Raw genomic sequence first — 13,581 nt, forward strand, 5'->3', positions numbered from 1 at the left:
GGTTCCGCGTAGCCCTACACGATCAATACCCACAAAAAAGCCCCGCAATTGCGGGGCTTTCTCGTCACCTCAGGCTGGATCAGCCCTTGGGGTAATCACGGCTCGGCGAGCCGGTGTAGATCTGGCGCGGACGGCCGATGCGCGCATCCGGATCGACCTGCTGTTCCAGCCAATGCGCGACCCAGCCCGGCGTACGGCCGATGGCGAACATGACGGTGAACATTTCGGTCGGGATCTGCAGCGCCTTGTAGATGATGCCGCTGTAGAAATCGACGTTCGGATAGAGCTTGCGCTCGACGAAGTAGTCGTCCTGCAACGCAGCTTCTTCCAGCTTCATCGCCACTTCCAGCAGCGGATCGTTGACGCCCAGTTCGCCCAGCACCTTGTGGGTCATCTCGCGGATGATCTTGGCGCGCGGATCGAAGTTCTTGTAGACGCGATGACCGAAGCCCATCAGGCGGAACGGGTCGTTCTTGTCCTTGGCGCGTTCGACCGCCTTGGCCACGTTCTTGGCATCACCGATCTCGGCCAGCTGCTTGAGCACCGCCTCGTTGGCGCCGCCGTGTGCAGGGCCCCACAGGGCAGTGATGCCAGCGGCCACCGACGCATACGGGTTGGCACCGGTCGAACCGACCAGGCGCACGGTCGAGGTCGAGGCATTCTGCTCGTGGTCGGCGTGCAGGATGAACAACAGGTCCATCGCCTTGGCGACCACCGGGTTCAGCTCCAGCTCCTCGCTCGGCACTTCGAACATCATGTGCAGGAAGCGGTCGACGTAGCCCAGGTTGTTGCGCGGATAGCGGATCGGATGACCGGAGGTGTAGCGGTGCGCGGCGGCAGCCAGGGTCGGCATCTTGGCGATCAGGCGGATCGCGGCCAGGCGACGCTGCTCGGGATCGTTCAGATCCAGCGTGTCGTGGTAGAAGGCCGAGAGCGAGGCGACCGAAGCAGCCAGCATCGCCATCGGATGCGCGTCATGGCGGAAGCCCTGCAGGAAGCTCTTGAGCGACTCATGCATCATCGTGTGATGCGTGACTTCGTGTTCGAACTTGCTCAGCTCGTCCGAGCTGGGCAGCTCGCCGTTCATCAGCAGGTACGACACTTCGGTGAAGCTGGAGTTGGCCGCCAGCTGGTCGATGGGGTAGCCGCGATACAGCAGCACGCCCTTGTCGCCGTCGATATAGGTGATGGCCGATTTGCAGCTGGCGGTGGCGCCAAAACCGGGGTCGTAGGTGAAGAGACCCGTTTCCTTGGTCAGCTTGGAAATATCGACACAGTCGTTGCCAAGCGTGGGTTTCAGTACAGGCAGGGCCACCGATTTTTCACCGGCGGTCAGCGTGACCTGGTCAAGTTCGGACACAGTGCACTCCTTCGTGGGGAAGCGCCAAAGCCTGTCGGCCGTGGCGCAGGACAGGATCCACGGCGAGGTGCCGCGGAGTCCGAGGATTATCGCATACGGCCCCGGATCGATGCCCGTTTTGAATGGATTCCGTCAGGTGACTGGCCGCGTTTTCGGCTGCACGCTTCGGTCACCCGGACAAACGAAAACGGCCGCATCCCAAGGGGATGCAGCCGTTGTCTGGAGCAGCGAAACGATTTGTTCGATCAGCGCGCGTAGCGCTTCTGGAACTTGTCGATGCGGCCGCCGGTGTCCATGACCTTGTGCTTGCCCGTGTAGAACGGGTGCGAAGCCGAGGACACTTCGACCTTGACCAGCGGGTATTCGTTACCGTCTTCCCACTTCACGGTTTCTTTGCTGGCAAGGGTCGAGCGGGTCAGGATCTTGAAATCGGAAGTGACATCGTGGAAGACGACGTCACGGTACTGCGGGTGGATGTCGGCTTTCATGGCGGCACCAAAGTAAATGAAAATTTGAGCCGGGCATTCTAGCGGCCCGGCCGGGGCCACGCAAGTGGCCTCAACCGGCGGCGAGCGCGGCCTGCACCAGCGCCTCGAACCGGGCCTGGTCGTAGCCCAGCAACAGCCGGGCATTGTCCGGGCGGCCGGTCTGGCGATTCCAGTCAGTCACCGTGGCACCACGGGTCAGCGTGCCGGTCAGCTCGACCGCAAACGGCCGCGACTCCTGGCGCGTGGCACCGTCCGGATTCAGGGCGAAGGCCATCGCCAGCGCGTCGGCGCTGTGCCAGCGGTCGCCACGGCGGTCGGCCGACCACAGCCGTGTTTGGCGCGAGATCTGGTCATAGAACGCCGCGCGCGGTGACGGCGAGGCCAACCACTGCTCGACGTCGCTATGCGGCAGGCCGTGGGCCATCGTGGCTTCCCAGTCCGCCACGTCGAACTGCGGGAAGGCCTGGAACACCAGGTGCGCCGCCTCCGGATCGAAGGCGACGTTGAATTCGGCCGCCGGGGTCAGGTTGCCGTGCGCGGAGACCGCGCCGCCCATCACCACCAGCCGGGCCACGCGCTGTGGCAGGGTCGGATCCAGCTTCAGCGCCACCGCCACATTGGTCAGCGGGCCCAGCGTCACCAGCAGCAGCTTACCGGCGTGTTCGTGCGACAGGCGCAGGATCGCCAGCGCCGCGTGTTCGGCCTGCACGTCATGCGCGGCCGGCGCGTAACCGACATCGCCGAAACCATCCAGGCCATGCACGTCGGCTGCATCCGGTGAGGGGTGCAGCAGCGGACCCGGGCAGCCGGCGTACACCGGCACATCGCTGCGGCCGGCGATTTCACACAGCTTCAGCGCGTTGCGCACGGTGTGGTCCAGGCCCACGTTGCCGGCGGCGATGGTCAGGCCCACCACCTCATGCGCGGTGTCGTTGAAGGCCATCAACAGGGCGAGCGCGTCATCCACGCCCGGGTCGGTATCGATCAAAAGCGGAATGCGTTGGGTCATGTTCGTCTCACCTGCCGGCGGGCGAGTCTCTCATCGTTGCCAACCTGTTGGAAGCCATGCGCGGGCATTGGCAGTACCATCGGCACGACGCCAACCCGGCCTGCCTGTTGATCGCAGCGTTCTCGCGAGATCGATCAACGCGGCGGCTCCACGCGTGCAGACAACTGTGAACCCTTCCCGCTCGATGGAGACCGGGAAGCGATACGCTCCCCGCCCCCAAGGGGAGGGGAGGTTCAATGCCACACACGACACATCGCTGCTTCGCAGATGACATCAAGACGGAGGCCGCGACGCCGCCTACCGGCCCGCACGCCGCAAGGGCAAAAGACAGGCGGACCTCAACCGCCTGGACGGATTCGGCCCAATGACGGCGGATGCGCGTTGGCCGCGCATCCGTGGCTACTTCGAAGCACTGTGCGATCGACCGGAATCGGAATGGCGCCCGACGCTTGATGCCTGGGGTGCTCCATCCGATGAAGTCGACGAAGCACTGCAACTGCTGCATGCACAGACCCGGAAATTGGGTGGAATGGGCGCGTCGCTGACCAGCCTGCTGCTGCACCTGGACAACCCACGGGACTGGCTCGGCCGCTGCATTGGCCCGTGGCGCCTGGTGAGCCTGTTGGGCAGCGGCGGAATGGGCGCGGTGTTCCTGGCCGAACGCGCCGACGAGCTCTATCAACGGCAGGTCGCGTTGAAGCTGTTGCGCTACCAGCATGACGATCTGCTGGCCCAGCGACTGGCCCGGGAATGGCAGATCCTGGCCGATCTGCAGATCCCGGGCATTGCCCGGTTCTACGACGCAGGCACGAGCGACAGCGGGCAGCCCTACCTTGTGATGGAGTACGTCAAAGGCCGTACGCTCGATCAATCCGTGTTGACGCTTGGATTGCACCCCCGACTGCGTTTGTTCGCCGCGATCTGCCGCACCGTGCATGCCGCACACACCAGGCTGGTGGTGCACTGCGACCTCAAGCCCAGCAATATCCTGATCACCGATGACGGCGCACCGGTGCTGCTGGACTTCGGTGTCTCCCGCCTGCTCGACCATGCAGAACAAGGCCAGGATGAACTGTATGCCAGCCCGGTCTATGCCAGCCCGGAACTGCTGCGCAGCGATGTGCAGGTCGACGTCACCAGCGACGTCTTCAGCCTGGGCGTGATCCTCACCGAACTGCTGTCAGACCGTGCCCTGCAACCTGACAACTCCCAGGCCGGGCAAACCGCGGTCCGGCCCAGCCAATGGGCCACCGCAGCCTGCCCGTGGCGCGCGCGCCTGCCTGGCGATCTGGATGCCATCGCCTCCCGCGCCTGCGCCTGGGCGCGGGAGCAACGCTATGCCTCGGCAGAGTCGCTCGCCGACGACATCGAGCGCTACCTGGACCGGCGCCCGGTCCGTGCCCACCGCACCAGCCGCCTGCACGCGCTGTCGCTCGGAATGCAGCGGCACTGGCAGGGCGTATGCCTGGCATTGATGGTCGGGGTGGGCGCGCTGGTCTTCATCTGGCGGCTGGATATGGCCCGCAAGTCCGCCGAGGCCAATGCCGCGGTGGCCGAGCAGGCCAGCGAATTCCTGGTGAACGCATTCGAAGCAGCCGACCCGGGCCTGCACGGCAACCAGGACGAAATGACGGTGCGCGAGTTGCTGGATCGCAGCGCCGTGCGCATCGACACCGACCTGAGCCGGACCCCGGCCCTGCAGGCCCGCCTGCAGTCGGTGCTGGGCAAGGCCTACCAGCACCTGGGCCAACCGCTGACGGCCGAGACGATGCTACGACGCGGTGCACGCGGCCAGGTCGAAACCGGCCAGCTGGACAAGGCCGCCGAAACCTATCTCAGTCTGTCATTGCTGTTGAGCCGTGCCGGTCGGTATGCCGAAGCCCTGTCCTGGGCCAACCAGGCCCAGGATCTGCTAGCGCCCACCGCCGGCGATCAGATCAACGCGCAGGTCCTGCCGGCAAAGGCCCTCGCCTACGCCGGCCTGGGCCGACCGCTAGAGGCCGAATCACTGCTGCAGCAAGCGTTGACCAGCGATGATGACAACCACCTGCAAGGCAGTTTCGAAGCACTGCTGATCCTGGGTGATGTGTACCGCAGCGTGGGCCGGCTGGACGATTCGGAGCACTGGTTGCGCCGCGCCCTGCAGCAGGCAAGCAAGCAACGCGGCGAGCGCAGCTTTGCCGTCCAGGCTGGCCTGCAGTCGCTGTCCTCCACCCTGTTCGACCAGGGGCGGATCGACGAAGCACTCACGGTCGCCGAACGTCGGCTGGCCCTGCTGGAGGCGTTGGTGGGCGAAGACAGCAGTCACACCGCCAGTGCCGAAGCCGAGCTGGCAGGGCAATACCTGGACCTGGGGCGTTACCGGCAATCCGCCCAACACTTCAGCCACAGCCTGCAGGTCAGCGCCAAGGTTGATGGAGAAGACAGTCGCGCCTATGCCCTCAAGCTACTGGCCGACGGTTCGATGGAAGAAGCCCGGGGTGACATGGCGCGGTCGGAGCAGCGATACCGTCAATCCCTGGCGATCCTGCAGAAGGCGCTGGGCAACAATCATCCCGATACGCTTGAAGCAGAAATGTCCCTTGGGCGCCTGTTGATGCGGAACGGTCAAACCGGACAGGCCCGTGCGCCACTTCGCCATGTCCTGGATGCGGGCTATCAACGGCTTGCCTCCAACCCGCCTGAGTTGAACTTCTTGCGCCTTGTCGAGGTGGAGTGGTGGATCCGCACCGGGCGCTATGCACAGGCCGAAACCGAACTCGAGCGGTTGGCCAAGGCGCAACCACAGATGACGCCCGGGGCCCTGCTGCGCTGGAACATGCAGGCGGCCCTGCTCGCCCGGCGTCGTGGCCAGCATGCAAAGGCGGTACAAGCCTGGGACGAGGTAGTGAAGACCTTTTCCGGATTGTATGGGGCCGATTCAACCGCCACGGCAAAATGGCGGGTCGTCCTGGCCGATGCGCTGGTTGCAGACGGCCAGCCGGATCTGGCGAGGGCACAACTGACGCGGGCTGACCCGCAGTTGACGGAGCTGGCACCGAATGCCTATTTCCTGGAGCGCTCCCGGCACCTGCGTGCCCTGCTGGCATCGACACCCGCCATCGCAACGACATCGACATCGGCATCGGCATCGGCATCGGCCGAGCAGACGATGTGGTGACCTTCCTGGCCAAGCGCCATGACACTGCGCCTGCCCCAGGCGTCATCGGGCACACCACTGCGGACGCACGCACCAATGCGGAAGCGGCCCGGACACGATCCAGAAATCAGCCAGCCATGCGTCCCAACGCGCGATCCTGCAACCGCATCTCTCGCGCCAGTCCGCTGGCTCGGATGCCCAGGTACTTGGCACGACTCTCCGGACCAGGTTCCACGCCCAGTTCCGAGCGCAGGCAACGGGCCATGTCATCGTAGACATCCATCGCCCTTGCGTATTCGCCGGCCAGGGCCAGCACCCGCATGAGGCCGCGACAACGCTCCTCGCTCCAGGGGTCCCGCTCCACCAGTCGATGGGCGATGTCCAGCGCTTCTTCGATGCGATCGGTGCGCGCCAATTCGTCGCGCAGCCGTTCCAGGCTGCGTTCCCTGTCCCGGGCCAGTCGCAACCGGGCCGTCCCCAGCCACTGGTTGAACTCCGTGCAATCACCCACGCACACCCCGTCCAGGAGTTCGTCAACCATGCCCCCGTCGTTGGCGAAAACCTCCACAGAGGCCGCAATGCACAACGCATCCACCCGCAAGGCCGACTGCGGCCGCCAACAGACGGATACCCGGTCGCATTCCAGGGCGGCGCCCACCCCAAGGGCAGCCAGCACCTGGTTGAGGTCGCACAGCACCTGGCGCAGGTTGACCAACGCAGCCTGCTCGCGCAGCTTTGGCCACAGCAGCTCGGCCAGCCGTACACGGCTGTGGCGCTGTGCCGGTTGCAGGACCAGCCATGCCAACAATGCCCAACCCTTGCGGTACTGGAGCCGATGCGTACGCCCATCGGCCGCCACCAGAGCAGGCCTCCCCATCAACCGCAGGCATGCAGATGCCGTGTTTCCAACTCTGCGATGCCGCAGGCCCCGGGCGAGATGCGGCGTGGAATGGATTTCGGCAACGGCTGAATGATCGTGCATGGTGGCCCCTGTTATCAGGGTCCCCCGACCCCTTGCATGGATAACCAGGGAAAGCACTTCAAACCCATCACGCGAATTTCACCTGTACCACCCCGGATCACTTCAGAACGACATCCAATGCCTGCATGCGCTCCAGGGCTTCGGCGCCAGGTAGTAGCTGCGCGATCAGGACCGGACTGGCCAGCGCCAATTGGGTCCGGGCCGACGCCCGACTCCCCGATGCTGCCAGCGTCTCGGCCAGCGACAGGCGCAACTTGGCCAGCAGAACACCCGATGCGGGCTGGCTGGCCTGGCTCCGCTCGACCAGGGCTTGCCAAGCTTCGGCGGCCGCGACCTCGTCACCGCTGCGTTGCGCGATCTCGGCCGACAGCATGTCGCGTCGATCCTGCAAGGGCTGGGACATGCTCGACCAGCCCTTGGCCGGCGCCGCGGCGGCCAGTGCCTGGCGCGCGCGCACCGGATCACCGCGACGCATCCATAGTTCGGCCCGCGTGAGGCGTTGGATCACCATCAACGGGTTGTCTGCATCCAGCAGCCTGGCCAACCCGTCGTAGGCGTGCTGCAACAAAGGCTCGGCCTGATCCATGCGACCGGTCCGCAACAACAGCCGCCCCAGGTTGGCCTCGGTCGTCAGGCTCATCCGGGCTTCCGCTCCCAGCGCGTCGCGCCGGATACCCCATGAACGACGGTACAGCGCCTCGGCATTCGCCACGTCACCCCGCAGTTCCTGCAGGGTCGCGAAATTGTTGAGCAGAACCGCGTCATCCAGGCCGCCCTGTTCGCCCAGCGCGTCCGTCGCGTCACGCGCCTGCTGGTAATAGTCACGCGAACGCACCAGGTCACCCAGGTCCTGGTAGGTCCCGGCCAGTTCCTGGAAGGCGCTGCGTACTACTTCGTTTGGGCCATCACCCAGCTGGCCTCGGGCTAGCGCCAGGCCGCGCTCGAGGAGTCCGGCAGATTCATTTAGGCGCCCCTGGTCGCGCAGCACCAACGCCAGGCCCTGCAGGGAACTCCGGTACTGGTAGCTGCTGTCACCCTCACGCGCGCGGAAGACTTCCAGTGCCGCCTTGAAATAGCGCTCGGCACCGGCCAGGTCGCCCTGTGCCTTGCGCACCAGGGCGAGGTTGTGGAGCATCGATCCATCATCCGGACCAGCTGCGCCGCCACCTTCGCGGGACTGGCTGCGCATCTGCGCACGGCGCATGGCCAGCGCGCGCAGCAGCGCATCCTCGGCTTCGGGATAACGGTCCAGCGCCTTCAAGGACAGTCCGACCATGTTGAGCGATCCGGAAATCATCCCCGGATCGCCCGTGCGCTCGGCCTGCGCCAGCGAGCTGTTGGCCATCGCCAGCGCTTCCTCGCCGTGGTTCTGGTTGCTGAGCATGAGTGCCAAGTCGTGCTGCGCGCTGGACAGCTCGTAAGGCATGTCCAACGTCCTGGCCTCCGCGGCGGCCTGGCGCAGCAGCGCCTCGGCCTGTGTGGACAGGCCCAGGTAGAGGTAGGCACGACCCAGGACGCCGCGCAGGCGCGCGCGCGTGGCGGCGCGTGCCCGCCAGGTCCTGGTCGATGCTGCGCGCACTGGCGTCGAGTATCTCGCGCGCGGTGATCGTCTGATTCCCCTGGCGGCCGCGCGCACGTGGATCGGCCGCCTTGAAGGCGGTGACCAGGAAGTCGCTGACCCGCTGTGCAGTCGCGGCCTGTTCGCGCGCGTCATCGCGCGCCGCCCGCAGGCTCCACATGAAAGCCAGCACCATGGCCAGCACGCAGGCAGCGGCCATCGATGCGCGCCAGCGCCGGCGCAGCAGTCGCCCCGCTGCATACAGGCGTCCACCGCCGCGTGCAGCGACCGGGTAATGCGTCCGCCAGCGCTGCACGTCGCCAATCAATTCCGCGACGGTGGCGTAACGCCTGTCCGGGTCGATCGCACAGGCACGGGCAACGATGGCATCGAAGTCGCCATCCAGCCGCCTTGCCCAGGGCAGCTGGCCACGGGCGAGTACGCTCGCGCGCGGCAACGCCTCTGCATGCGTGTCCATGGCGCGCACCGGTGCCGAACCGGCCACCAGCTCAAGCAGCATCACGCCCAGGCTGAACACATCACTGACGATGCCGATATCGCTGCCGGCGAGCAGCTCCGGGCTGGCATAAGGCAACGTGCAGAACCGCGCGCGCTGGTCCGCTTCGGTTCGATCCAGCAGGCGCGCGATGCCGAAATCCAGCAGGACCGGAGCGCCGTCGGCATTGACCATCACGTTGCCCGGCTTGAGGTCGCAATGCAGCACCAGCTTCCCGTGGGCAGCCTGTACTGCCTGGCAGATGCTGACGAACAAGTCGAGCCGTGCATCCAGGCCAACCGGTTGCGAGCGCAGGTGGACATCCAGGGTTTCCCCTTCGATGTACTCCATCACCAGATAAGGCTGGCCCAGCGGCGTGGTTCCGCCGTCGTAAAGACGCGCGATAGACGGATGCTGCAGGTTCGCCAGGATCTGGCGTTCGCCCGCGAACTGGCGCGCCGCGTAGGGATCGGACAGACCCCGGAGGAATTTGACGGCGACCCGCTGTTCGTACAGCGAATCGGCGCGCTCGGCGACGAATACACTTCCCATTCCGCCGCTCGCCAAATGACGGATCAAGCGCCAGGAGCCGACCTCGTCCCCGACCTCCAGTTCGGGACAGGCCAGCTGCTGCAGCAGTTGGTCCAACTGGGCGGACATCCCATTGAGATGTGCAGTCTGGGCGCCAAGCAGTCGCAACGTCTCGGCCACCAAAGCCGCATTGCTGGTCCGGTGTTCCAGCGCCTCCCGCCATTGCGAAGCGGGCAGCGTGCATACCTGCTCGAACAGATCACGCACCTGCCGCCAGCGGTCGGCCTCCATGCCTAATCGACATCCTCTGCAAGGCGACGCTTCAACCAGGCCCGCGCGATACGCAGGTCACGCTCGACCGTCGGCACCGACACATCAGCCACCAGCGCGATTTCGTTCTGCGTCATGCCCGCGAAATAAGACATCTCGATGGCTTTCGCCGCGCGCGGGTCGATCGTGGAAAAATCCTCAAGCGCTTCGTGCAGCGCCAGTACGTGATACTCCGCGCCTCCGGCGGCCGCCATCTCGGCCTGGGAAAGCGTGACCTGGACCAGGTCCCCGCCACGCTTGCGTGCCAGCGTCGCACGCGCGTGGTCCACCAGCACCGAGCGCATCTTCAATGCCGCCATCGCGAAAAAATGCGCGCGGTCATGGAAGCGCACCTCGCTCCCGAGCAAGCGCAGCATCGCCTCATGCATCACCATCGTGGGCTGCAGCAGTACGTCTCGACTGCTCGCCTCGGCCATGCGTGCGGCAGCCATGCCGCGCAGCGCTGGATAGACCAGGGACATCAGATGCTCGCCCGCCGAGGGGTCCTGCCCCTGCTGCCACTTCCACAGCAATCGCGTCAGGTCCCCGACCGGTGCCTCGCCGGCACTATCCGTGCGAAGACGGTATCCCTCCGTCGTGGACGCTTCCTTGTCATCGTCTTGCATATGACCACCCAGTTCTCGAACTAACCAACACCCGTCGCCGCCATGCCGCGGAAAGATCCAGGCACGCCTCACGCACCGGGCCGATGCCGCAAAGTCGGCCGTGGTGACGCCATCCACCGATCGAAAGGGCGGCCAGGATCGATACCGCGAAGCCCAAACCGGCCAGCCATGACCCGCCCCCTTGCCCAACCACCCCGGCTGGAGCCCACGGCGCATTCTATGGGGCAGCACACGCTGACAACGCGTGCCACGCGCGACTCGCACCCGCGGATTTGTGATACCCGTCGAGAAGCGGTGCACAGTCGCGGCGGTCCGCGTTGCGAATGCGATCAACCCCACCCGGACAACCGAAGACACACCGACCAGGCCACCTTCAACCGCTCAAGCGCTTGCATAACGCGCGGCGCCGCCGATCCAGCGTTCGGTGATGCGCTCAGCCAGCTGCGGTGATGTCGCCAGAAGACGCTCCGCCAGGTCATGCACCTGTGGCAGCAGGCCGGCATCGCGCGCCAGGTCGGCCACGCGGAAGGCAGCCAGGCCGGTCTGGCGCGTGCCGAGCAGTTCGCCGGGGCCACGCAGCTCCAGATCCTTTTCGGCGATGACGAAGCCATCGTTGGTCTGGCGCATGGTGTCCAGGCGCTGCCGCGCCATCTGCGACAGCGGCGCCTGGTACAGCAGCACGCAGGACGAAGCCGCCGCGCCGCGCCCCACCCGCCCACGCAGCTGGTGCAGTTGCGCAAGCCCGAGCCGCTCGGCGTTCTCGACCACCATCAGCGAGGCATTGGGCACGTCCACGCCGACTTCGATCACGGTGGTGGCGACCAGCAGGTCGCTTTCGCCCTGCTTGAAGGCGCGCATCACCGCCTGCTTTTCCGCTGGCTTCATGCGCCCGTGGACCAGCGCCACGCGCGCCTGCGGCAGGGCTTCGGTGAGCTGCTCGAAGGTGGTCTGCGCGGCTTGTGCATCGACCCGCATCGCCGGGCCACCGCGTGCCGCGGGCGCGGCCTTGGGATCGTCCTCGGCTTCTTCGATCAAGGTGCAGACCCAATACACCTGGCGGCCTTCGGCGCAGGCCGCGCGGATGCGCTCGACCAGTTCCGGTCGGCGCTCGGCACTGAGCGCGATGGTCTGCACCGGCGTGCGTCCTGGCGGCAGTTCGTCGATGGCCGAGACATCCAGGTCGGCATAGGCGGCCATCGCCAGCGTGCGTGGAATCGGCGTGGCGGTCATCACCAACTGGTGTGGCACGCGACTGGCGCCGTCGCCGCCTTGCGTGCCCTTGTCGCGCAAGGCCAGGCGCTGATGCACGCCGAAGCGGTGCTGCTCATCGACGATGGCCAGGGCCAGGTCATGGAACGCCACCGACTCCTGCATCAGCGCATGCGTGCCGACCACGACCTGCGCATGGCCGGACGCGACCTCTTCCAGCACCTTCGCACGCGCCTTGCCGGTGACCTTGCCGGCCAACCAGGCCACGCGCACGCCCAGCGGCTCCAGCCAGCCGCGCAGGTTGGCCAGGTGCTGTTCGGCCAGCAGTTCGGTCGGCGCGGCCAGCGCGACCTGTTTGCCCGCCTCCACCGCCAGCATCGCGGCCAGCGCGGCGACCACGGTCTTGCCGCTGCCCACGTCGCCCTGCACCAGCCGCAGCATCGGCCGCGGATGCGCCAGGTCGCGATGGATCTGGGCGAAGACTTTCTGCTGCGCACCCGTGAGCTTGAACGGCAGCGCCTTGGTCAGCTTTTTCACCAATGCGCCCTTGCCGTTCAGCGCATGCGCGCCGTGCTGCTGCAGGGCGATGCGCTGGCGGCGCAGGCTGAGGTGATGGGCCAGTAGTTCCTCCAGCGCCAACCGTCGCTGGGCCGGATGCGTCCCCGCCGACAGCGCGGCGACATCGGCATCGCGCGCGGGGCGATGCATGGTGATCAGCGCCTCGCGCAGGGTCGGAAGATGCAGCTCGCGCAACAGGCTTTCCGGCAACAGCTCCAGCGTGGCCTGGTCCGGCAGGCGATCCAGCGCCTGCACGATCAACTTGCGCATCGTGGCCGGGCCGACGCCTTCGATCGCCGGATAGACCGGCTCCAGCGTGTCACCCAGTGGCGCCTCGCCGTCGCGGCTCAGCAGCTTGTAGCTGGGATGGACGATCTCCAGTCCCTGCTGGCCCGGACGCGGCGTGCCATAGACGCGAATGCGCGCGCCGGGCGCGAACTGCCCGACCTGCGCGGCACGGAAATGGAAGAACCGCAGCACCAGCGTGCCATGCGAATCATCGCCAATGGCCACCCGCAGCACAGGGCGATAACGGAAGCCGCGCTCGACCGCCTCGATGGTGCCCTCGACCTGCGCGGCCACGCCGGGCTGCAGCCGGGAAATCGGCGTCAGCGACGTGCGGTCCTCATAGCGCAGCGGCAACTGCAGCCACAGGTCCTGCAGGGTCAGCAGGCCACGCGCGGCCAGCTTTTCGGCCACTTTCGGACCAGCGCCGGCCAACCCGACGATGGGCTGGCCGAACGTGGATTCCAGGCTGCGGACGACGGACGGCGACATCCCGTCAGGATGCCGGCCGCCACTGGGCTTTACCACCACAGCGCATCGCCCGCGGCTGTCGGAAAACACCGCGCACGGCGCGTCCGGTCAGTTGCCCAGGACCATTACCGCATCGACTTCGAACAGCGCGCCCTTGGGCAGGCCGGAGACTTCGATGGTGGAACGGGCCGGGAACGGTGCGGCGAAGTATTCCTGCATCACCGCGTTGACCGCGGCGAACTGGCCCAGGTCGGTCAGGTACAGGCCCAGGCGCACGATGTCGCCCAGTGAACCGCCGGCGGCTTCAGCCACGGCCTTGAGGTTGTCGAACGAACGACGCGCCTGGGCACTGATATCGCCATCGACGATGTTGCCGGTCGCCGGGTCCAGCGGGATCTGGCCGGAGAAGTAAACAGTGTTGCCGGCGCGCACGGCCTGCGAATACGGACCGATCGCGGCCGGTGCCTGGTCGGTATGGATGATCTGCTTGGTCATGTGGGCGGGCCCTGGTGATGAAAACGAGGCCCGCATTGTAGGCGCTGCGCCGCGACAGGCCGAAT

General features: G+C 66.3%; 10 protein-coding genes. 2 read left to right on the forward strand and 8 right to left on the reverse strand.

Annotation, left to right across the window (positions count from 1 at the left end):
* Positions 1-79 precede the first annotated feature (79 nt).
* From O8I58_RS07300 to O8I58_RS07310, 3 genes are all read right to left on the reverse strand, one after another.
* Positions 80-1,360 carry a citrate synthase gene (locus tag O8I58_RS07300; protein WP_298321849.1) on the reverse strand — a complete coding sequence of 427 codons (1,281 nt, stop codon included), beginning with the start codon at positions 1,358-1,360 and terminating at the stop codon, positions 80-82.
* 245 nt (positions 1,361-1,605) lie between these two features.
* Positions 1,606-1,848 (reverse strand): type B 50S ribosomal protein L31, encoded by a 243-nt coding sequence (locus tag O8I58_RS07305; RefSeq protein WP_093138572.1) that lies wholly within the window; start codon positions 1,846-1,848, stop codon positions 1,606-1,608.
* Between the two features lie 70 nt (positions 1,849-1,918).
* Positions 1,919-2,857, reverse strand: coding sequence for a nucleoside hydrolase (locus tag O8I58_RS07310; protein ID WP_298321851.1), 939 nt, complete (start codon positions 2,855-2,857; stop codon positions 1,919-1,921).
* 364 nt (positions 2,858-3,221) lie between these two features.
* On the opposite strand from O8I58_RS07310, the gene O8I58_RS07315 reads away from it, so the two are divergent.
* Positions 3,222-6,017 (forward strand): serine/threonine-protein kinase, encoded by a 2,796-nt coding sequence (locus O8I58_RS07315; protein WP_298321853.1) that lies wholly within the window; start codon positions 3,222-3,224, stop codon positions 6,015-6,017.
* 106 nt (positions 6,018-6,123) lie between these two features.
* On the opposite strand, the gene O8I58_RS07320 is transcribed toward O8I58_RS07315, so the two are convergent.
* Positions 6,124-7,035: an AfsR/SARP family transcriptional regulator gene (locus O8I58_RS07320; RefSeq protein WP_298321855.1), complete on the reverse strand. Its 912-nt coding sequence runs from the start codon at positions 7,033-7,035 to the stop codon at positions 6,124-6,126.
* 40 nt (positions 7,036-7,075) lie between these two features.
* Positions 7,076-8,557 (reverse strand): tetratricopeptide repeat protein, encoded by a 1,482-nt coding sequence (locus O8I58_RS07325; protein WP_298321857.1) that lies wholly within the window; start codon positions 8,555-8,557, stop codon positions 7,076-7,078.
* Here O8I58_RS07325 and O8I58_RS07330 point away from each other — a divergent pair.
* Positions 8,514-9,860 (forward strand): hypothetical protein, encoded by a 1,347-nt coding sequence (locus O8I58_RS07330; protein ID WP_298321859.1) that lies wholly within the window; start codon positions 8,514-8,516, stop codon positions 9,858-9,860. The two genes, O8I58_RS07325 and O8I58_RS07330, sit on opposite strands and share 44 nt — an antisense overlap.
* Here O8I58_RS07330 and O8I58_RS07335 read toward each other — a convergent pair.
* The 3 genes from O8I58_RS07335 to O8I58_RS07345 form a co-directional block, all read right to left on the reverse strand.
* A complete protein-coding gene (locus O8I58_RS07335; RefSeq protein ID WP_298321861.1) occupies positions 9,857-10,498 on the reverse strand; it encodes an ECF-type sigma factor in 642 nt (213 codons plus the stop codon). The two genes, O8I58_RS07330 and O8I58_RS07335, sit on opposite strands and share 4 nt — an antisense overlap.
* 381 nt (positions 10,499-10,879) lie before the next feature.
* On the reverse strand, positions 10,880-13,042 hold the full coding sequence (recG, locus tag O8I58_RS07340; RefSeq protein ID WP_298321863.1) for an ATP-dependent DNA helicase RecG: 2,163 nt from the start codon (positions 13,040-13,042) through the stop codon (positions 10,880-10,882).
* A gap of 87 nt (positions 13,043-13,129) precedes the next feature.
* Entirely contained in the window at positions 13,130-13,516 is a 387-nt protein-coding gene (locus O8I58_RS07345) for a RidA family protein (protein ID WP_298321864.1), read from the reverse strand.
* Positions 13,517-13,581 lie beyond the last annotated feature (65 nt).

Origin of the sequence: Pseudoxanthomonas sp. (assembly GCF_027498035.1) — a bacterium.
Lineage (GTDB): Bacteria > Pseudomonadota > Gammaproteobacteria > Xanthomonadales > Xanthomonadaceae > Pseudoxanthomonas_A.

Coding starts and splice junctions, on each gene's coding strand:
- recG (WP_298321863.1), bottom strand. CDS start 13,042: ATGTCGCCGTCCGTCGTCCGCAGCCTGGAATCCACGTTCGGCCAGCCC.
- O8I58_RS07305 (WP_093138572.1), bottom strand. CDS start 1,848: ATGAAAGCCGACATCCACCCGCAGTACCGTGACGTCGTCTTCCACGAT.
- O8I58_RS07315 (WP_298321853.1), top strand. CDS start 3,222: ATGACGGCGGATGCGCGTTGGCCGCGCATCCGTGGCTACTTCGAAGCA.
- O8I58_RS07345 (WP_298321864.1), bottom strand. CDS start 13,516: ATGACCAAGCAGATCATCCATACCGACCAGGCACCGGCCGCGATCGGT.
- O8I58_RS07310 (WP_298321851.1), bottom strand. CDS start 2,857: ATGACCCAACGCATTCCGCTTTTGATCGATACCGACCCGGGCGTGGAT.
- O8I58_RS07335 (WP_298321861.1), bottom strand. CDS start 10,498: ATGCAAGACGATGACAAGGAAGCGTCCACGACGGAGGGATACCGTCTT.